16 protein-coding genes and 1 pseudogene are annotated in these 20,606 nt (G+C 71.5%); 7 read left to right on the top strand and 10 right to left on the bottom strand.

What is annotated here, in order from left to right; genetic code table 11:
* Positions 1–4: 4 nt before the first annotated feature.
* Positions 5–772: a hypothetical protein gene (locus KIF24_RS16565; RefSeq protein WP_221084810.1), complete on the top strand. Its 768-nt coding sequence runs from the start codon at positions 5–7 to the stop codon at positions 770–772.
* Positions 773–845: 73 nt separating this feature from the next.
* Here the strand turns inward: KIF24_RS16565 and KIF24_RS16570 are convergent, their stop codons facing one another.
* The 4 genes from KIF24_RS16570 to KIF24_RS16585 form a co-directional block, all read right to left on the bottom strand.
* Positions 846–3,170: a beta-xylosidase/alpha-l-arabinosidase gene (locus KIF24_RS16570; RefSeq protein ID WP_221084811.1), complete on the bottom strand. Its 2,325-nt coding sequence runs from the start codon at positions 3,168–3,170 to the stop codon at positions 846–848.
* 117 nt (positions 3,171–3,287) lie between these two features.
* Positions 3,288–4,151 (bottom strand): carbohydrate ABC transporter permease, encoded by an 864-nt coding sequence (locus KIF24_RS16575; protein ID WP_407939999.1) that lies wholly within the window; start codon positions 4,149–4,151, stop codon positions 3,288–3,290.
* On the bottom strand, positions 4,151–5,005 hold the full coding sequence (locus tag KIF24_RS16580; RefSeq protein ID WP_331461161.1) for a carbohydrate ABC transporter permease: 855 nt from the start codon (positions 5,003–5,005) through the stop codon (positions 4,151–4,153). The genes KIF24_RS16575 and KIF24_RS16580 overlap by 1 nt, the downstream gene beginning before the upstream one ends.
* Before the next feature lie 139 nt (positions 5,006–5,144).
* Entirely contained in the window at positions 5,145–6,455 is a 1,311-nt protein-coding gene (locus KIF24_RS16585) for an ABC transporter substrate-binding protein (protein WP_221084812.1), read from the bottom strand.
* A gap of 162 nt (positions 6,456–6,617) precedes the next feature.
* Here KIF24_RS16585 and KIF24_RS16590 point away from each other — a divergent pair.
* Positions 6,618–7,571 (top strand): annotated as a pseudogene (locus KIF24_RS16590) (LacI family DNA-binding transcriptional regulator); the annotation flags it as partial.
* A 90-nt stretch (positions 7,572–7,661) separates the two neighbouring features.
* Here the strand turns inward: KIF24_RS16590 and KIF24_RS16595 are convergent.
* The 6 genes from KIF24_RS16595 to KIF24_RS16620 are packed head-to-tail and all read right to left on the bottom strand — an operon-like array spanning position 7,662 to position 13,493.
* On the bottom strand, positions 7,662–8,513 hold the full coding sequence (locus KIF24_RS16595; protein WP_221084813.1) for a DUF6807 domain-containing protein: 852 nt from the start codon (positions 8,511–8,513) through the stop codon (positions 7,662–7,664).
* Complete coding sequence (locus tag KIF24_RS16600; RefSeq protein WP_221084814.1) at positions 8,510–9,121, bottom strand: hypothetical protein; 612 nt, start codon at positions 9,119–9,121, stop codon at positions 8,510–8,512. Before KIF24_RS16600 ends, KIF24_RS16595 begins: the two co-directional genes overlap by 4 nt.
* On the bottom strand, positions 9,105–9,989 hold the full coding sequence (locus KIF24_RS16605) for a carbohydrate ABC transporter permease (RefSeq protein ID WP_221084815.1): 885 nt from the start codon (positions 9,987–9,989) through the stop codon (positions 9,105–9,107). Before KIF24_RS16605 ends, KIF24_RS16600 begins: the two co-directional genes overlap by 17 nt.
* Complete coding sequence (locus KIF24_RS16610; protein WP_221084816.1) at positions 9,989–10,972, bottom strand: carbohydrate ABC transporter permease; 984 nt, start codon at positions 10,970–10,972, stop codon at positions 9,989–9,991. The genes KIF24_RS16605 and KIF24_RS16610 overlap by 1 nt, the downstream gene beginning before the upstream one ends.
* A gap of 30 nt (positions 10,973–11,002) precedes the next feature.
* A complete protein-coding gene (locus KIF24_RS16615) occupies positions 11,003–12,343 on the bottom strand; it encodes an ABC transporter substrate-binding protein (RefSeq protein ID WP_221084817.1) in 1,341 nt (446 codons plus the stop codon).
* Between the two features lie 19 nt (positions 12,344–12,362).
* On the bottom strand, positions 12,363–13,493 hold the full coding sequence (locus tag KIF24_RS16620) for a LacI family DNA-binding transcriptional regulator (protein ID WP_221084818.1): 1,131 nt from the start codon (positions 13,491–13,493) through the stop codon (positions 12,363–12,365).
* Positions 13,494–13,730: 237 nt separating this feature from the next.
* On the opposite strand from KIF24_RS16620, the gene KIF24_RS16625 reads away from it, so the two are divergent.
* From KIF24_RS16625 to KIF24_RS16645, 5 genes are read left to right on the top strand one after another with little or no spacing between them, the layout of a single operon-like run.
* Entirely contained in the window at positions 13,731–15,059 is a 1,329-nt protein-coding gene (locus KIF24_RS16625) for a Gfo/Idh/MocA family protein (protein ID WP_221084819.1), read from the top strand.
* 24 nt (positions 15,060–15,083) lie between these two features.
* The gene (uxaC, locus tag KIF24_RS16630) at positions 15,084–16,511 is read left to right on the top strand and encodes a glucuronate isomerase (RefSeq protein WP_221084820.1); all 1,428 of its coding nucleotides are present in this window, start codon (positions 15,084–15,086) and stop codon (positions 16,509–16,511) included.
* A gap of 52 nt (positions 16,512–16,563) precedes the next feature.
* Positions 16,564–17,865, top strand: coding sequence for an enolase C-terminal domain-like protein (locus KIF24_RS16635; protein ID WP_221084821.1), 1,302 nt, complete (start codon positions 16,564–16,566; stop codon positions 17,863–17,865).
* A complete protein-coding gene (locus KIF24_RS16640) occupies positions 17,856–19,346 on the top strand; it encodes a mannitol dehydrogenase family protein (RefSeq protein ID WP_221084822.1) in 1,491 nt (496 codons plus the stop codon). Before KIF24_RS16635 ends, KIF24_RS16640 begins: the two co-directional genes overlap by 10 nt.
* Positions 19,343–20,512, top strand: a complete 1,170-nt coding sequence (locus tag KIF24_RS16645) for a Gfo/Idh/MocA family protein (protein ID WP_221084823.1) — start codon at positions 19,343–19,345, stop codon at positions 20,510–20,512. Before KIF24_RS16640 ends, KIF24_RS16645 begins: the two co-directional genes overlap by 4 nt.
* Positions 20,513–20,606 lie beyond the last annotated feature (94 nt).

Below are 20,606 nucleotides of genomic sequence, written 5' to 3' on the forward strand. Positions count from 1 at the left end.
CGGGATGGGTGCGTTGCGCAGGCCGTTCCTGCTGCTGGCGATGCTCGCCCTGGTGCTGGCGGTCGGTGTCGAGGTCGGTGCCGGGCTGCTGCTGGGCGGCGGCGATGCCGGCGCGGCGCTGGTCGGCAGCGCCGACGACCTCGGCGTCGAGGTCGGCGAGGTGAGCGGGGTCAGCGAACCGTCCGGTCGGGGCACCGGCCACCTGGCGCTGATCGACGCGGTGGCGCTCTGGACGACGGGGCTGTTCTGCCTGGGTCTGGTGCTGCCCGAGCGGATCCACGGCCGGGTGCAGGGCGTCGCCACGCTGATCTTCTCCATCATCCTGATCATCGTGGCCGTCGTGGCCCTGATCGTCGCCTTCGTCGAGCTGATGATCATGGTCTCGCTGTTCTCGGCGCCGCCGTTCGGCACGCTGGCCTACCTGGCGCTGTGGGGATTCTTTCCGGTCGGCGACGCCGCCGTGCTGCTCGGCCTGGTGCTGCTGCTCAAGCTGGCCTGGGCCGGGCTGCTGATCCTGGCCCAGCCGAAGTTCCTGCAGAACAAGGGTCTGGTGCTGCTGATCCTGACCAGCCTGCTCTGCACGGTGGTGCTGGAGTTCCTGCACCACCTGCTGCCGGTGATCCTGGTGAGCATCCTCGACGACCTCGGCGCGATCGTCTTCGCGGTCATCGCGATCATCTGGGCGCTGGTGCTGCTGATCGGCTCGATCCCGGCGATCGTCAAGGCGATTCGCGCCACCGCCGCCCTGCGCGCCGAATCGCGAACGGCGTGACCGTTCCCCCGTCATCCGCCGATCGCGAACCTGCCCTGCCGGACGGCCGTCCGGCAGGGCAGGAAGGCGACGGTCAGCTGAGCTCGGTCGTGGTCCAGCGCGCCGAGGCGTTGGTGACGGCCACGGTGTCACCGGTCAACGTGGTCAGCGCCTGCGCGTCCCGCCGGGCGCTCGTACCGACCCAGAGCTCGACGTCACCGGGCTCCACGACCCGGGTGAGCGTGCGGTCGGAGAAGGCCAGACGGGTCGTGGGCACCGTCAGCTCCACCGTGACCGACTGGCCCGGTTCCAGGTGGACCCGCCGGTATCCGAGCAGCTGCGCCACCGGCCGGGTGACCGACGCCACCAGGTCGCGGCCGTAGAGTTGGACCACCTCGTCGCCGGCGACCGCGCCGGTGTTCGTGACGCGCACCGCCACGGGCACTGCGCCGTCGGTCGGCACCGTGCCGGGCACCGTCAGATCGGCGTACTCGAAGGTGGTGTAGGACAGGCCGTGGCCGAACGGCGCCGCGGGGGTCGCCAGCAGGTTGGTCACCTCGTTACCGTCGCCCAGCGCGGGATGCAGGTACGAGTACGGCTGCGCCCCCGCCGAACGGGGCAGGCTGACCGGCAGCCGGCCCGACGGGTTGACCCGGCCGGAGAGCACCCCGGCGATCGCACCGGCGCCCTCCTCACCGGGGAAGAACGCCTGCACCACCGCGGCGCACCGCGCCAGTGCCCAGTCGACCGCGTACGGCCGGCCGGTGAGCAGCACCAGGACGACCGGGCGTCCCGTCGCCAGCACCGCCTCGACCAGTTCACGCTGGACTCCGGGCAACTCCAGGTCGTCCCGGTCGCAGCCCTCGCCCACCGTGCCGCGCCCGAAGAGCCCGGCGTGGTCGCCGACGACGAGGACCGCGACGTCCGAGGCGGTCGCCGCGGCCACCGCCTCGGCGAAGCCGGACCGGTCGTCGTCGTCCACGTCACAGCCCCGCGCCCAGGTGACGAGGTCGGTGCCGAACTCGACCCGCATCGCGTCGAGCATCGTCGGCACCTCGATGCCGGTCTCCACGTCGGGGTGCTGGACGAGCACGTGGTTGAGGAAGGAGTAACACCCGAAGAGCGCACCCTGCCGGTCGGCGTTCGGGCCGATGACCGCGACCCGCCGACCGGCCGGCAGCGGCAGCGCGTCCTGGTTGGCGAGCAGGACGATCGACTTCTCGGCGAGGCGGCGGGCGATCGCCCGGTGCTCGGGCGAGTCGAGGTCGACCGCCTGGGTCGGCTCGTCGGCGAAGGTGGCGTCGAGCAGCCCGAGTTCCGCCTTCTGGCGCAGCACCCGCAGCACCGCCCGGTCGACGAGCGCCTCGTCGAGCCGGCCCGCCCGCACCGTCTCCCGCAGGGTCAGGTAGGCGTCACCCGTCGGAAGCTCGATGTCGACGCCGGCGGTCAGCGCCTGCACGGCCGCCTCCGCGTGGTCGGCCGCGACGTGATGCAGCAGGTGGAGGAACGCCACGCCGAAGTAGTCGGCCACCACCGTGCCGTCGAAGCCCCAGCGGTCCCGCAGCACTCCGGTCAGCATGGTCGGGTCGGCGGCGACGGGTACGCCGTCGATCTCGGCGTAGGAGTGCATCACGGAGCGCGCGTTTCCGTCGAGGAGCGCCATCTCGAACGGGACGAGCAGCACGTCGGCGAGTTCGCGCGGGCCGGCGTGCACCGGGGCGAAGTTGCGCCCGGCGCGCGAGGCGGAGTATCCGGCGAAGTGCTTGAGGGCGGCGTGCACACCCTGTGACTGCAGCCCACGCACGTACGAGGTGCCGAGGGTGCCGACCAGGTAGGGGTCCTCGGCGATGCACTCGTCGACCCGTCCCCAGCGCGGATCCCGGATCACGTCGAGCACGGGGGCGAGACCCTGGTGGATGCCCAGAGCCCGCATCGACGCCCCGATCGCCGCAGCCATCTCGGTGACGAGTTCGGGATCGAAGGCGGCGCCCCAGGCCAGCGGGGTGGGGAAGGTGGCGGCCTTCCACGCCGACAGCCCGGTGAGACACTCCTCGTGGACGATCGCCGGGATGCCGAGCCGGGTGCCCGTCACCAGGTCCGACTGGAACTTCCACAGCCATGACGCGCGGGCGGCGGCGTCGACGGGGCGGGTGCCGTAGGCCCGGGTGAGATGGCCGAGCCCGTGCCGGGAGAAGTCCTCGAGCCGGCCGATGTCGCCGAACTCGCCCTGCAGCGGCGCGACCGCCTCGCCCTCCTCCTTCTCCCAGAAGCCGACCAGCTGCGCGATCTTCTCCTCGATCGTCATCCGGCCGAGCAGCTCACGCACCCGTGCCTCGCCGTCCGACCCGTCGGGCCGGTCGCCACCTGGGCCGGTATGGGCCGACGACGGCCCACCCACCACCCCGCTGACCTCAGTCATGCTGTTGCTACCCCTCTGTTGCTCATGCCGGCCCTCCGCTGCGCTTCGGGCCGTCATGAGGCACCGACGCGCTGAACCGATGATTCGCTCGCTCACGCTCGCTCATGCCGCTACCGCTCAGCCCTTGACCGCACCTTGGAGGCCACCGACGATCTGCTTCTCGGCGAACGTGAAGAAAATAAGCGCCGGCAGCATCGCCAGCGAGGTGAAGGCGAGGATTCCCGCCGTGTCGGAGGTGTACTGGCTGGAGAAATTCTGCACGCCCAGCGGCAGGGTGTGCAGGCTGGCGTCGCCGAGCACGAGCAGCGGCAGGAGGAAGGCGTTCCAACTCGTGACAAACGCGAGGATCCCGACGGTGACCATCGCCGGCCGCGACAGCGGCAGCAGGATGCGCCAGAGGAAGCCGAGCCGGCCGGTGCCGTCGATCGCGGCGGCGTCCTCCAACTCGCGGGGGATGGCGGTGAGGAACGGCCGCAGGATCACGATCGTCAGCGGCAGCGAGAAGGCGACCTGCGGCAGGATCACCGCGTAGTACGAGTTGATCAGGTTGAGGTCGCGCAGCATGAGGTAGAGCGGCAGGATCGCCGCACCGGCGGGAAACAGCAGGCCGAGCGTGAAGAAGGTGTAGAGCACCTCGCGCCCGCGGAAGGTGTACCGGGCGAGCACGAACGCGGCACAGACCCCGAGCGCCACGACGCCGAGCGTCGTGCCCAGGGACACCACCGCGCTGTTGAACACCTGCCGCCAGAAGTCGCTCTGCGTCAGCACCCGGGCGTAGTTGTCCCAGACCCACGGGTCGGGCAGCCCGGCCGGGTCCGCGACGATCTGCGGCGTGGTGCGGAACCCGCCGATGATCACGTAGACCACCGGGGTGATCGACACGGCCGCGACCGCGAGTGCCAGCGCGTAGGTGAGCGGGTTGCCCCACGACATCGGGCGGCGCTTGGCGGTTGGGGACGGAACGGCGTTCGCGGTCACGATCAGTTCGCCTTTCTGGTGATGGCGCCCTCGATGTCACGACGCAGCAGGAAGCGCTGGAACAGCACCGCCGCCACGAACGAGATGGCGAACAGGATGACCGCCACCGCATTTCCGTAACCCCAGAGCCGGGCGAAGAACCCGCTGTCCACCATGTACGTCGCCATGGTGGCCGAGGCACCGAGCGACCGCACCGCCGGCACCGAGGTCACCCAGATCACGTCGAAGACCTGTAGCGAACCGATCATGGACAGGAACATCCAGATCCGGATCGTCGGGCCGAGCAACGGCAGGGTCACGTGGCGCTGGGTCTGCCACCAGCTGGCGCCGTCGATCGCGGCGGCCTCGTTCAACTCCTGCGGCACGTTCGACAGGCCGGCGAGCAACAGGATGATGGCGAAGCCGACGTACTTCCAGGTGAGGATGAACAGCAGCGTCCAGATCACGAGGTCGAGGTCGGCGAGCCACGCCTGCACCAGGCCGCCCATGCCCAGCGACTGCATGAACGCGTTGACCGTGCCGGCGTCGGACAGCAGCAGCTTCCACATGATGCCGACGGTGACCTCGGCGAGCACGTAGGGCACGAACGCCAGCAGGCGGAACACGGTGCGCCCGCGGAAGTTGCGGTTGAGCAGCAGGGCCACGCCCAGGGCGATCGGGCCCTGGATCAGCAGCGACCCGAACACGATGATCCCGTTGTTGCGCAGCGCGTCGATGAAGATCGGGTCCTGGAAGGCCAGGACGTAGTTGTCGAAGCCGACAAAGTCGGTGGGCGGTCCGACGCCGCGCCAGCGGAAGAGGCTGTAGTAGAAGGCGAAGCCCATCGGCACCAGCACGAACATCACGTAGACGATCACGGCTGGCGTCGTGAGGCCGATGATCTCGTACCACTTACGGCGGGTCTCGGCGGCCCGGGAGGACGGACGCCGGGCGGGCCGGGGCCCGCCGGCGGCGCGGATGCGCCGCCGGCGAGGTCCATGGTTGGGTTGGTGGAGGTCACTTGCGCGCGGCCGCCTTCATAGCCTCGACGACCTGCTCGGGCGTGCCGCTGCCGGCGAAGATGGCGACGATCGCGTCGTTCATCGCGGTGCCGACGGTGCTGCCGAAGGCCGTGTCCAGCCAGAGCTGCACGTAGGTCGCGCTGGTGGTGGCCTCCAGGATGGACCGCAGCGCGGGATCCTTGACGCCTTCCTCGGCACCCTTGGCGACCGGCAGGCCGGTGCCGGTCTCGGCGTAACCCAGCTGCACCTCGGGGCTGACGAGGTACTTGAGGAACTCGACGCACTCGGCCGGGGCGTTCTTGGCGCAGGCGAAACCGTCGCCACCGCCGAGGGCCGCCTTCGGGTCACCCGCGGAACCGGCGATCGCCGGCACGGGGAACCAGCCGATGAACTTGTTCAGCGCCTCCTGGTCCGTGGTTACGGTGTCCAGGCTGCCCCTGTTCCAGTCGCCCATCAGCTCCATCGCGGCCTTGCCGTTGGCCAGCAGGCCGTTGGCGCTGGTCGGGTCGTTCTGGCCCGGCGTGGCGATGAAGTTGTCCTGGAACGGCTCGGTGTCGATGAAGGCCTTCAGGTCCTGGCCGGCCTTCACGAAGCACTGGTCGTCGAAGACGTTCTCCAGGGACGCCTTGCGCAGCGTCTCGACCGAGCAGGCGCGCAGCGCGAAGTTGTACCACCAGTGCGCGGCCGGCCACTTGTCACCGGCGCCGACGGCGATCGGCACGACGTTGATCGCCTTGAGCTTGGTGACCGCGTCGTTGAGCTCGTCGAACGTGGTCGGCGGCGCGGCGATGCCCGCCTGCTGGAACAGGTCCTTGTTGTACCAGATGCCCTCGATGCCCATCCGGTACGGCAGGCCGTACTGCTTGCCGTCGACCTGCCAGATCTCGACCGCGCTGCCGATGTTGGCAACCTCGTCCTTGACCTGGTCGGTGATGTCCTTGAGGTAGTCGGCCTCGACCTGCTCGCGGATCTCACCACCACCCCATGCCTGGAAGATGTCCGGCGGGTCGTTGCTCAGCAGCGCGGCGGGGAGCCGGGTCCGCTGGAGTTGGTTGGTCTCGATGCCCTCCATCTCGATCGTGACCGTGGGGTGCAGCGCATTGAAGTCCTTGGCGACCTTCTCCCAGTAGGTCTTGCCCGGGCCGTCCTGGGAGGCGTTGTTCCACCAGGTCAGGGTTACCGGGTTCTTGTACAGCTCACTCTCGGGAGGCGCTTCGGATTCGCCGCCGCCGGTGCAGCCGGCGGCAAGCAGTGCGGTGGTAATGGACAGCGCTAGGAAAGTGCTGGTACGGCGCTTTATAGCCATCGGTGTCTCCTCGACCAATCAGTCGGGTGCTCGGCCTGACGGCGAGTTTTACAGCCCCGTAACTCGGTGTCAATCGGTGTCGATAACGTTTTCGACTCGCCTGTAACACGGCCAGGAAGGCCCTCTATCATCGTCGGCGTGGTGTTCCCGCAGCGTGTCAAGATGTCGGACGTGGCCCGTACGGCCGGCGTCTCCGTGGCAACCGTATCCAAGGTTGTGAATGGCCGTTACGGCGTGGCTCAGGCGACCGTTGAGCGCGTCCAACAGGTCATCCGTCAGCTCGGCTACGAGGCCAGTCTGGGAGCACAGAGCCTGCGCAGTCACCGCACCAACGTACTGGGCATCCTGGTCGCCGAATTCGAGCCGTTCTCGACCGAGCTGCTCAAGGGCGCGTCCACGCAGGTCGCCGGCACCGGCTACCAGCTGCTGGCCTACTCCGGCGGCGACGGCGCCGGCACCGCCGTCGGCTGGGAACGGCGATCCCTGGCCCGCCTGTCCGGCACGCTCATCGACGGCGCCGTGATCGTCACGCCAACGGTGGTGGAGACCAAGCAGGGCTTCCACGTCGTGGCCGTCGACCCGCACACCGGTCCCTCGGGCCTGCCCACCGTCGACTCCGACAACTTCGCCGGTGCCGTGCTCGCGACCAACTACCTGCTGTCGCTCGGCCACCGACGCATCGGGCACATCAGCGGGCGTCCCGACCTCGAGTCGTCGCGCCTGCGCGAGGCGGGCTTCCGTCAGGCCATGGCCGACGCCGGCGTGCCGGTGGACGAGCGGCTCGTACGCGTCGGCGGGTTCCGGATCGAGAGCGCCGCCGGCACGGCCGCCGAGTTGCTCGCGCTCCCCGACCGGCCGACCGCGGTCTTCGCCGGAAACGACCTCTCCGCGATCTCCACCGTCGATGTCGCCCGGAGCATGGGCCTGTCGGTGCCCGACGACCTGTCCGTCATCGGCTTCGACAACGTTCCGGAGTCGGCGCTGGTCAACCCGCCGCTGACGACGATCATGCAACCGATACAACGGATGGGCGCCGAGGCGCTGCGCCTGCTCGTCGACCTGATCGCCGGCGTCGAACGCGACACCCACATCCGGCTGCCCACCGAGTTGGTCGTCCGCGCGTCCTGCCGACCTCTCGACCCGTCCGAGGCTGCCCCGATCAGCGCTGCCCCGGTCGGCGCCATCACGGTCACCCCGAGCGTGCGGTCAGGCTCCGCCCAGCAGGGCGGCGGCGGTGTCGCGGTCGAGCGCGCCGTCGGCGACCACGACCTGGTAGCGACCGTGCCGGCTGCGGCCGGCCGGGACGGTCGCGGGCTCGGCGAAGGCGAAGGCAACGCAGACCCCCGGGTACATGGTGGTCCGCACGAACCACCGGTCGCCGCGACTCAGGCCGGCGAAGACCAGGGTGTACGCCCCACCCTCGGGCGCCCGCCCGCGTAGCGCGACCCACGGCTTGTCGCACCCGTTGACCGCCTCCTCGCCGGCCAGCGCCGCGGTGAACACCTCGGGCGGCTGCGCCGCCGCCGCCCGCCAGAAGAACCCGCCGTAGCCGGCACCACCGGGACGGCCGTTGGTGGCCGGGCTGCCGAGTGTGACGTCCCGGCCGGCGGGTGCGGTGAGGGTGCTGTCGACGTCGAGCCGCCAGGCGTCGGGGTGACCGGGCACCGCCGAGGCGGTGAGGCTGCGCCGCTCGGTGAGCAGGACCCCACCGGCCGGGTCGCACCAGTGCAGCCGGTGGTCGACCCGGTGGGCCGCCCGGTGTTCCCAACCGGCGTGCCTGATCCGGCCGTGGTCGGCACGCCAGGTGTACCCGACGTCGCGGACGTAGGTCCGTCCGCCCCAGAGGTTGGTGCCGTTGACGTCCTGCACCGCCAGGGAGGCCCCGAGGTGCCAGACGTGGTCGGCGGGGAGCGCGTCGGTGACCGTGGTGCCGGCCAGGGTCCGCACCGGGTGCAGGTACGGCCGGGGTCCGTGCCTCGCGTCGAGGTCGGGAGCGAGCACGTACCGCGCGACCGGCGTGCCGCCGACCAGTAGCCGCGGGTCGTCGGCGGCGGTCACGACAGCTCCGGCCGGGCGACCGGCCGGCGGCGGGCGACGGCGTGCACGGCGGCCAGCAGGTACCCCACGAGGATCGGCACCGCGACCGGGGTGACCAGCACGCCGAGCACGGCCGCGACCACGGCGGTGCCGGCCAGGGCGGCCCAGCGGGTGGGCTGGTCGAGGCAGGCGCGGGCGGCCCGGACGGCCGCCGACCACCATCCGGTGCCGCCGGCACGGCCCACCTCGACCACGATCGCGGCGGCGTACCCGAGCAGTGCCGCCGCCACGACGGTGGTGAGGCTCAGCGCCACCGCACCGCCCGGCACGCGACCGGTGGCCAACGCGGCCAGGTCGGCGGCGAGCAGGCCGGCGGCGGCGAGCCCGACCAGCGCCGCCGGCAGCCCCGGCAGCAGGCCGTGGCCGAAGCGGGACAGCGTCCGCCGAGCCGTCGGCCAACTGCCCGTGTCGAACCGGTCGTGCACGGCCGCGCTCGCCGTGCCGACCGCGGTGCCGGCGGTGAGCAGCGGCACCGCGGCGAGCACGGTCAGGATGCCCAGCAGCGCCAGGTCCGCACCGTCGCGGACGGTGTCGCGCCAGTCGCGACGCTGCTCAGCCCTTGATTCCACTGGTGTTGATCCCCTCGACGAGCAGCCGTTGGAAGGCGACGAAGAACAGGAACACCGGCAACAGGGACAGCACCGACATGGCGAACATCGGCCCGACCGCGCTCTGGCTGGTCGAGTCGATGAACAGGGTCAGCGCCACCGGGACGGTGTAGTCGCTCAGGCTGGACAGGAAGACCAGTTGCCGGAAGAAGTCGTTCCAGGTCCAGATGAACGAGAAGATCGCGGTGGTGACCAGGGCGGGCCGGCTCAGCGGCAGGATGACGTGCCGGAAGATGCCGAACGCGTTGGCGCCGTCGATCCGCGCCGCCTCGTCCAGCTCGCGGGGGATGCCCCGGATGAACTGCACCATGAGGAAGACGAAGAACGCCTCCGTGGCGAGGAACTGCGGGATCAGCAGCGGCAGGTACGGCCAGTCACCGCCGACCAGGCCGAGGCTGCGGAACAGGATGTACTGCGGGACGATCAGCACGTGACCGGGCAGCAGCAGGGTGCCGATCATGACGGCGAACCAGACGCCGCGCAGCCGGAACCGCAACCGGGCGAAGGCGTACGCGGCCAGCAGGCAGCTCACCGCGTTGCCGATCACGGTGAGCAGGCTGACCATCGCGCTGTTGAGGAAGAACCGGCCGAAGCTGACGTCGAAGTTGCGCCACCCGTCGGTGTAGTTGCCCGGGGTGAACCGTTCCGGCAGCAGGCCGATGTTGTTGACGATCTCCTGCGGTGACTTGAACGAGGTGCCGATCATCCAGATCAGCGGGTAGAGCACGACCGCGACGATGGCCAGCAGTACGACCAGTCGCAGCCAGGAGCGGCTGCGTGGGCGCTGCGGGCGGGCCGCCACGGGCCGGGCGACGGTGCTGGCCACCATCAGCGGTCCTCCCCGTCGGAGTAGTGCACCCAGAACCGGCCGGTGCCGAAGAAGACGGCCGTGATGACCGCGATGGCGACCAGGAACACCCAGGCCATCGCGGAGGCGTAGCCCATCTCCAGGTCGGTGAAGCCGGCGATGTAGAGGTTGAGCGTGTACATCAGCGTCGAGTCGACGGGCCCGCCGGTGCCGTTGCTGAGCACGAACGCGGCGGTGAAGCCCTGGAAACCGTTGATGGTCTCCAGCACCAGGTTGAAGAAGATCACCGGGGAGAGCATCGGCAGCGTCACGTTGACGAACTGCCGGAACCGGCCGGCCCCGTCGACCGAGGCGGCCTCGTACAGCTCGGTGGGCACCTGCTTGAGCCCGGCCAGGAAGATCACCATCGGTGCGCCGAACTGCCAGATGGCCAGCACCATCAGCGTCTCCAGCGCCCAGTCCGGGTCGTTGACCCAGGGTCTGCCCTGGATGCCGAACACGGCGAGGAACGAGTTGAACGCCCCCTCGCGGTTGAACATGTTCACCCAGACGATGGCCAGCGCCACACTGCCGCCGAGCAGTGACGGCAGGTAGAACAGGCCGCGGAACAGCCCGACACCGCGCCAGGCCCGGTTGAGCAGCAGGGCCACCCCGAGCGCCGCGGCCAGTTTCAGCGGCACGGCGATCAGGGCGAAGCTGAGGGTGACCCGCACCGAGTGCCACCACGACGGGTCGCTGGTGAACATCCGCTCGTAGTTGGCCAGGCCGACCCACTCCACCTCGGAGAACGGGGTGAGGATGTCGTAGTTGGTGAAGCTGAGGTAGAGCGACAACAGCATGGGTAGCGCCGTGACGCCCATCAGACCGATGAGCCAGGGCGACAGGAAGACGTAGCCGGCCAGACCTTCCCCGTGCCGGATCCGTCCGGTCCCGCGCCGGGTGGCGTCGGGCCGGACGGATCCGGTGTCGCGGCGAGTCGGGTCGGGCGCCGTGGTCAGGGCCACGAACTGCTCCTCTCCGGGTGCTGCGGCGGGTCAGGAGGCGATTGCCGCCTTGCAGGCCGCGACGAACTGGGCGGCGGCCTCGGCGGGTGTGGCCCGCCCGTACTGGGCGTTCTCGCCGGCCTTGGTCAGCTCGGCACGGACCTTGCTGTGCCCCTTGATCGGCACCTGGGGTGACTCGCCGAACGTCTCGGCCAGCTCGGTCTCGACCGCGATCGACTGCTTCATCGCCTCGTCGGTGGTGTCGTCGCTGACCACCCGGCGCAGGTCCAGGTTGGACGGCAGGCCCCGGTCGGTGCCGAGCAGCTTTACCGCCTCCGGGTCGTTGGCCAAGAAGTTGATCACGTCGACCGCGGCGTCGGCGTTCTTGCTGCCCCGGAAGACCGACCAGTACATGGAGGCGCGGGCCCACTGGCCACTGGGGTCACCCGGATAGGCGATGACACCCAGCTCGTCGGCGGTGTTCTTCTTCAGCTCCGGCATCTGGTTGACCCAGACCCAGGAGGTCGCCGACTTGCCGGTCACCACGAGCTGCTTGGTGATGTCGGTGGCGTTGCCCTCGTGGATGACGTCGGGGGTCGGCGTGGCGCCCCGGTCCCGGGCGCCCTTCCACAGCTCGAACCACCTGGTCACGTCCTCGGCGGTGAAGCCGAGCTCACTGCCGGTGTAGAGATCCTTGCCCTGCTGGCGCAGCCAGACCCAGAACGCCTTGTAGTCGGCGCTGGGATCCTGCGTACCGGGGACCCCGGTCTTCTTGCTGACCTGCTCGGCCCAGGCGATGTGCTCCTCCCAGCTCATCCCGGTGGTCGGCTCGGGCAGCCCGTTCTTGTCCAGCAGGGTCTTGTTGTAGACCAGCCCCTGGGTGTTCTCACCGGCGGCCAGGCCGGCGAGCTTGCCGTCGACCACGCCGTACTGGAGCAGGCTGGGCGGGAACTTCGTGGTGTCCAGGTCGCCGGCGTCCTGGTACGGCTTCAGGTCCAGGGTGGTGTTGCGGGCCGCGTACTCGGCGAGGAAGTTGTCGTCGATCTGGAAGAGGTCCGGCGGGTTGCCGCCGGCCGTGAGGGTGGCCAACTTGTCGAAGTAGCCCTGGTTGGCCTGCCAGGTCTTCTCGAAGGTGACGTCGGGGTTCTTCTGGGTGTAGAGGTCCAGCGCCTGCTCGGTGAGCTGGGCCCGGGCCTCACCGCCCCACCAGAAGATGGAAATCTTGGTCTTGCCGTCCGAGGCGGCGTCATCGCCGCAGGCCGCGGCGGCGCCGACCAACGGCAGGGCCACGACCGCGGCGAGCAGGCCGCGCAGCAGTCGGCGGCGCAGCAGCGGGGTACGGTAGGTGCGCCCGTCGGGCGCGCTGGCGGTGGGGTGCGTTGCGGGGTGCATGTGCGCTCACTCCTTGGCGTTAGGAGGCGACGACGTCACCGGCGGCCACGATCGGGCCGCCCGGGTCCGCACGGCGATGCGGACCCGGGCCTGCGGCAGCGGCACCGGGACGTTCCCGGCCGGCATAGGGGCCCGGCGCGGTGGAGTCGCGGATGACCAACTCGGTCTGGAGCATTACCTGTGCGGTGGTACGACGGGCGCCGACAGCCACGGCGGCACCGCTGCCACGCCCGGTGCGCGGAAGCGCGGTGTCCTGTTGCAGCAACATGTCGACGGCCGTCCGGCCGGCGGCCGCGGTCGGCGTGGCCACCGTCGTCAGCTTGGGGCGGGTGAGCCGGCTCAGGGAGATGTCGTCGACACCGACGACACTGACCTCCTGCGGCACCCTGACCCCGAGTGCGTCGAGCCCTTCGAGGAGGCCGATCGCCATCAGGTCGTTGTAGGCGAGCACGGCGGTGACACCGGCCCGGCGGACGTGTTCCGCCTGGCCGAGACCGCCGGTCTCGGTGGGCGGATTCGGGCCGAGCACGGTCAGGTCGGCGCCGGCGGCCTGGGCGGCGGCGCTGGCGGCCCGCCGCAGCTCCCGGCTGGTCCAGGAGCCGCGGGGGCCACCGAGTAGCGCGATCTCGCGATGGCCCAGCCCGGCGAGGTGCTCGATGGCGGAACGCGCGCCCTGCCCCACGTCCATCAGGACGCACGGCAGGCCGGCCAACTGGCGATTGACCACCACCAGCGGCACCTCCCGGCTGAGCTGCTCGATCAGGCTGTTGCTCATCCGGGGACTGCACAACAGCACCCCGTCGACCTGCTTGGCCAGGGCGTGGACCAGTTCCTCCTCCGCGGCGGCGTCCTCGTCGGTGTCGGCGACGAAGACGTGGTAGTCGCGGTGGCGGGCCTGGCTCTCCGCCGCCTTGATCAGGGGCGGGAAGAAGGGGTTGGCGATGTCGGCGATGATCAGCCCGATGTTGTGGGTGCGACCGGTGATGAGTGCGCGGGCGGCCCGGTTGGGCCGGTAGCCCAGATCCTCGGCGCACGCCAGCACCCGTACCCGGGTCTCCGGGTTGACCAGGTGGGGCGCGGAGAAGGTGCGGGAAACGGTGGAGATGTGCACGCCGGAGGCCCGCGCGACGTCCCGGATGGTGACCGGCATTCAGGCCTCCCTCATGGATGTGTCGGCGGTCACGGGTGCCGCCAATTAATGCAAACGGTTGCTCCAGTGTCAACGGTGGATGGTTACAGATGTGTTGCGGCACCACTCTCATGGGGCGTCCTAATAACCCCATAGCGGTTCAAAAACCGCCGTTTCTCGGCCTCGCGTTGACGTCGTCGGATCGACCGTGGTTACTTCATTGCAAAGGTTTGCACGAAGATCGAGGAGGGTCGGTCTGTGTCACCGCAACCCGGCAGGCGCATCCGGTACGCCGTGGTCGGCACCGGCGCGCGCGCCGAGATGTTCGTCCGGGCGCTGGTCCGCGGCCACCCGGACACCGCCGAACTGGTCGCGTTCGCCGACGTCAACCAGGCCCGGATGGACGCCCACAACCGGTGGCTCGGCGAGTTGGGCCACCCGCCCGTGCCGACGTACCACGCCGCCGACTTCACCGCGATGCTGGCCAAGGAGCGGGTCGACGTCGTGCTGGTGACCTCGGTGGACGTCACCCATGACCAGTACGTGGTGGCCGCCCTGGAGGCCGGCTGCGACGTGGTGACCGAGAAGCCGATGACCACCGACGCGCCGCGATGCCAGCGCATCCTCGACGCGGTACGGCGTACCGGCCGGCGGGTCACGGTGGCGTTCAACTACCGCTACAACCCGCTGCACGAGCAGCTGCGCCGGCTGCTCGCCCAGGGCGCGGTCGGCGAGATCGGCTCGGTGCACTTCGAGTGGCTGCTCGACGTGCGGCACGGCGCCGACTACTTCCGCCGCTGGCACCGCGACAAGGCCAGCTCCGGCGGCCTGATGGTGCACAAGGCCAGCCACCACTTCGACCTGGTCAACTGGTGGCTGGACGCGACACCCGTGCGGGTGTACGCCGCCGGTCGGCTGTTCTTCTACGGCGAGGCCGGCCGCCGGCACGGCTACGCCCGCGACTACGAGCGCGCCCACGGCTGCCCCGCCGCCGCCGACGACCCGTTCGCGCTGCGGCTGGCCGAGCACCCCCGGTTGCGTGAGCTGTACCTCGACGCCGAGGACGAGGACGGCTACCACCGTGACCGCAACGTCTTCGCGCCCGGCGTGAGCATCGAGGACGACATGTCGGTGCTGGCCACCTACTCCACCGGCGCGACCATGACCTACCACCTCACCGCGTACGCGCCCTGGGAGGGTTACCGGGTGATGGTCAACGGCAGCCGGGGCCGGCTGGAGCTGGAGGTCACCGAGAGCGAGTTCGTCAGCCCGGCCGCGGCCGGTGCGCTCAAGGGCGCCGCCCTGCACGGAGCGGAGGCCGCGGCCGAGGGTGGCGGCGCCACGCTGACCCTGCGCCCCTTCTGGACGCCGCCGCGCCGCATCGAGGTCGACGGGTACACCCGGCACGGCCACGGCGGGGCGGACGCCCGGATGACCGCGGTGCTCCTCGGCGCCGTGCCAGATCCGCTACACCGGGCGGCGAGCGCCCGCGACGGCGCGCTGGCCCTGCTCACCGGGCTGGCCGCCAACCGATCCTTCGACACCGGCGCCCCCGTGCGGGTCGCCGACCTGCTCACCCTCGACTGACCTCGACCACAGGAGCCGCACGCCGTGCCCACCTCGACCCGACCCGATCTGCTCCTCCCCGCCGACCCGGGCCAACGCGCGCTGGCCCGGGAGCTGTACGCGCTGGTGGCGCGGTTGCCCATCATCTCCCCGCACGGGCATGTCGACCCGGCGCTGTTGGCCGAGGACCGACCGTTTCCCGACCCGTCCCAGCTGCTCATCGTGCCCGACCACTACGTCACCCGGATGCTGTTCAGTCAGGGTGTGCTCCCGGCCGAGCTGGGGGTGCCCACCCGGGACGGCACGCCGGTGCAGACCGACGGGCGACGGATCTGGCGGCGTTTCGCCGAGCACTGGCACCTGTTCCGGGGCACCCCGTCGCGGTTGTGGCTGGAGCAGACCCTCACCGAGGTCTTCGGCGTGCACACCCGGCTCACCCCGGGCACCGCCGACGAGGTGTACGACGCCCTCGCGGCCAGGCTCGCCGAGCCCGACTTCCGGCCCCGGGCGCTGTTCGAACGGTTCAACATCGAGGTGCTGGCGACCACCGAGTCGCCCCTGGACGATCTGGGCCGGCACGCGAAGCTCGCCGCCGACGGCTGGGGCGGTCCCGGCGGGCGGGTGGTCACCACGTTCCGTCCGGACAATGTGGTGGATCTCGACTTCGAGGGCTGGTCGGCCAATGTCGACCGGCTCGGCGAGATCGCCGGGGAGGACACCGGCGGGTACGCCGGTTACCTGGCCGCCCTGCGCTGGCGCCGGGCCGCGTTCATCGCCGCCGGGGCCACCTCCTCCGACCACGGCCACCCCACGGCCCGCACCCTCGACCTCGGCGCCGACGCCGCCACACTCTTCGACCGGGCCCGGCGGGGCGCGGCGCAGCCGGGCGACGCGGAGGCGTTCCGGGCGCACATGCTGCTGGAGTTCGCCCGGATGTCGCTCGACGACGGCCTGGTCATGCAGCTGCACCCCGGCGCGGTCCGCAACCACAACCGGTGGCTGCACGCGCGGCACGGCCGCGACATCGGCGGCGACGTCCCCCAGGTCACCGAGTACGTGCACGCGCTGGCCCCGCTGCTGGACGCGTACGGCAACGACCCCCGGCTGCGGGTGGTGCTCTACACCCTCGACGAGGACACCTTCACCCGGGAGCTGGCGCCGTTGGCGGGCGGATACGCCGCGCTGCTGCTCGGCGCGCCCTGGTGGTTCCTGGACTCCCCCGAGGTGCTGCGCCGGTTCCGCGAGGCGGTCACCGAGACCGCCGGGTTCTACAACACCGCCGGGTTCGTCGACGACACCCGGGCGTTCTGCTCCATCCCGGTCCGCCACGACGTGGCGCGCCGCGTCGACGCCGGCTTCCTGGCCCGGCTGGTCGCCGAGCACCGGCTGCCGATGGACGAGGCCGCCGAGACCATCGTCGACCTGGCGTACCGGCTGCCGAAGCGGGTCTTCAAGTTCGGGGAGACGCGGTGAGCGCGAGGAGCGCAGCGCAGCGGAGCCCCGCAGTCGCGAACGGAAGGCAACAATGACCACCATCACCGACGTCAGCGTGCACGACGTGCGATTCCCCACCGCCGCCAGCGGCGACGGCTCCGACGCGATCAACCGCGGCGACTACTCGGCCACCTATGTGGAGCTGAGCACCGACGACGGGCCGACCGGCGCCGGGTTCACCTTCACCAACGGCCGCGGCAACGAGATCACCTGCGCGGCGGTGCGCGCCCTGCGACACCACGTGGCGGGTCGTACGGTCGAGGAGATCGCCGCCGAGCCGGTGGCGTTCTGGCGTTCGCTCGTCGCCGACGTGCAGCTGCGCTGGCTGGGCCCGGAGAAGGGGGTCATCCACATGGCCACCGGCGCGCTTGTCAACGCGGTGTGGGACCTGCGGGCCAAGCTCGCCGGCAAGCCGATGTGGCGCTACCTGGCCGAGCTGCCCACCGACCAGCTGGTGGCCAACGTCGACTTCCGGCACATCACCGACGCGCTCACCGCCGACGAGGCCGCCGCCATCCTCGACAGGGGATCGACCGGATGGGACGACAGACTCGCGGTGCTGGAGCGAAGCGGGTTTCCGTCCTACACCACGTCGGTGGGATGGCTCGGCTATCCCGACGACAAGGTGCGGACGCTGACCCGCGCCGCGTACGCCCAGGGGTGGCGGGCGGTGAAGATGAAGGTCGGCGGCCCGCCCGCCGACGACCTGCGCCGGGCCCGGATCATCCGGTCGGAGATCGGCCCGGACGCACTGCTGATGATGGACGCCAACCAGGTGTGGGACGTCGACGAGGCGATCACCAACATGACGGCGCTGGCCGAGGTCGACCCGTACTGGATCGAGGAGCCGACGCACGCCGACGACATCCTCGGCCACGCCCGGATCGCCCGCGCGCTGGGCGAGCTGACCGGCGGGCGGTGCCGGGTCGCCACCGGCGAGGTGGCCGCCAACAAGGTCATTTTCAAGCAGCTGTTGCAGGCCGAGGCGATCGGCGTGATGCAGATCGACGCCTGCCGGGTCGGCGGGGTCGACGAGGTCCTCGCCGAGATCCTGCTGGCCGCGAAGTTCGGGGTGCCGATCTGCCCGCACGCCGGCGGCGTCGGCCTCTGCGAGTACGTGCAGCACCTGGCGATCTTCGACTACCTGCGGGTGGGCACCAGCCTGGAGGGACGGATGGTGGAGTACGTCGACCACCTGCACGAGCACTTCGTGGACCCGGTACGCACCCGCGACGGGCGGTACCTGCTGCCGACGGCACCGGGCTACAGCGCCACCATGCACCCGGAGTCGATCGCCGCCTTCCGCTTCCCGGACGGCCCGGCGTGGCGGTGACGGTGGGCGCGTCCCGGCTCGACCTGGGCGCGGTGCGCCGGTTGCCCGCCGAGGCCCGTCCGCTTATCCGCCCGGGCACTGTGCCGGCCGGTGTGGTGCACCTCGGGCTCGGCGCCTTCCACCGCGCCCACCAGGCGGTCTACACCGAGCAGGCGGTCGGGCTGGCCGGCGGCGACTGGGGCATCATCGGGGTCGCCCCGCGCAACGCCGAGCTGGTGCGGACCCTGACCGCGCAGGACAACCTGTACAGCGTCAGCACGCTCTGGCCTGCCGACCGGCGGACCCGGGTGATCGGGGCACTGGCCGGGGTGCGGCTGGCCGCCGCCGATCCGCAGGCGGTGGTGGCGCTGCTGGCCGACCCGGCGATCCGGGTCGTCACCCTGACCGTCACCGAGAAGGCCTACCAGCTCGATCCGGCCGCCGGCACGCTGCGCCCCGATTCGGAGCTGGTCGCCGACCTGACCACCGACCGGCCGCCGGCCACCGTGCCGGGGCTGCTGGTGCGCGGCCTGTTGGCCCGAGCCGCCGCCGACGCCGGGCCGATCGCCCTGGTCAGCTGCGACAACCTGCCCGCCAACGGCCGGCGGCTGCGGGGCCTGGTCACCCAGTCCCTGTCGTACGCGGGCGCGCCGCAGCCAGCGGTCGACTGGGTCGCCACGCAGGTCGGCTTCCCCGGCACCATGGTGGACCGGATCGTCCCGGCCAGTACCCCGGAGACCCTGGCGGCGGCCCACCAGGCACTCGGCGTCACGGATCTGGCGGCGGTGGCGGCCGAGCCGTACAGCCAGTGGGTCATCGAGGACGACTTCCCCGCCGGACGGCCCGCCTGGGATCGGGCCGGGGCGGTGCTCTGCGCGGACGCGGGTCCGTGGGAGCGGCTGAAGTTACGCGCCCTCAACGGCGTGCACTCGGCCGCCGCGTACCTCGGCGCCCTGGCCGGCTGCGAGACCATCGCGGCGGCGCTCGCGCTGCCGCACCTGGGCACCGTGCTGCGCCGGCTGATCGCCGAGGACGTGGCGGCCAGCTTCGCCCCACCCGACGGCGTCGACGTGATCGGCTACGGCGAGCAGGTGCTGGAACGCTTCGGCAACCCGGCGATCCGCCACCGGACCTTACAGGTGGCGATGGACGGATCACAGAAGCTGCCGCAACGGATCCTGCACACCGTCGCCGACCTGCGCGCCGCGGGCCGCCCGGCCCGGTGGGCCGCGCTGGTCGTCGCCGCCTGGATCCGGTTCGCCCAGGGCGCCGCCGACGACGGCCGGTCGCTGCCGCTGGACGATCCCCTGGCCGGGCGGATCAGCGCGGCGCTGGCCGCCGCGCCGCGAACCCCGGCCGGGGCCGTCGACGCGGTGCTCGCCCTCGACGAGATCGTCCCGCCGGAGGTGGCCGCCGACGCCCAGGTCCGCGCCGACATGATCGCCTGGCTCACCGACCTGCACCGCCACGGCGTGACAGCCACCCTGGCCGGTGCGACGTGACCGTCCCGCGGGTGGCGCTGGTCGGCGCGAACGGGCACGGACGCTGGCATCGGCGGGTGCTCGGCCCGCTGCACGGCGCCGGTCGGGTGCGGCTGGTCGCGCTGGTCGACACCCGGCCGATCGAGCCGGAGCCGGCGGCACCGGTGCCGGCCGGCGTGCCGGTGTTCACCGATCACCGGATGATGCTCGCCGAGGTCGCGCCGGACGTGGTGGTGATCTGCACCCCACCGCACACCCACCTGCCGATCGCCCGGGACGCGGTGGCCGCCGGCGCCGACGTGCTGCTGGAGAAGCCACCGGTGCTCTGCACCGCCGAGCACGAGGAACTGGCCGCGGCGCTGGCCGCCACCGGCCGGGTGGCACAGGTCGGCTTCCAGGCGCTCGGCTCGGTCGCGCTGACCACGCTGACCGACGCGGTGCGGGCGGGCCGGCTGGGCACGGTCACCGGTATCGCCACGGTCGCCGCGTGGCAGCGACCGGACGCCTACTACGCCCGCGCGCCCTGGGCCGGGCGGCGCCAGGTCGACGGTCGACCGGTGCTCGACGGCGCGCTGGCCAACCCCCTCGCTCATGCGGTCATGCAGTGCCTGGCGGTCGCCGAGGCCGTCGGCGACGGCCCGGTGCGGCCGGCGACGGTCGAGGTGGAGCGGTACCGCGTGCGGCCGATCGAGGTCGACGACACCGCCGTGCTGCGGGTACGGACATCCGACGGCCCACCGATCGTGGCCGCGGTGACCCTCGCCGGGGAGGACTTCGTCCCCGGCGAGGTGATCGTCACCGGCAGCGCCGGGCGGGCCGTGTTGGAGTACCCGACCGACCGGCTGTTGCTGCCCGGCCAGGCGACTGCCCGCGAGGTGCCCGGCCGGTGCGGGCTGCTGGAGAACCTGCTCGCCCACCGCGCCGATCCACGCCTGCCGCTGATCGCGCCGCTGGCCCGTTCCGCGCCGTTCACCGCCGTGCTGACCGCCCTACAGGCGGCGCCCGAGCCGACGCTGCTCGGCGGCGCGCTGGTCGACGCCGCCGGCACCGGCCCGCGGCGGGTGCTGCGGTTGCGGGGCGTGAACGGGGAACTGCGCCGGGCCGCCGCGTACGGCGCGCTGCCGTCGGAATTCGGGGTGCCGTGGGCAGTCGCCCCCTGGCGGATCGACCTGACCGAGCCGGAATAGGAGGGCGGCACCGCAACGGACTGCAAATCCTCGATCCCCCAGGGTCCAACTCGCCGGCCTCTGCCCGACCACGGCCCCCGCTCCCCTCGCCAGG

This window comes from Micromonospora tarapacensis (genome assembly GCF_019697375.1).
In the GTDB taxonomy this organism is placed as follows: domain Bacteria; phylum Actinomycetota; class Actinomycetes; order Mycobacteriales; family Micromonosporaceae; genus Micromonospora; species Micromonospora tarapacensis.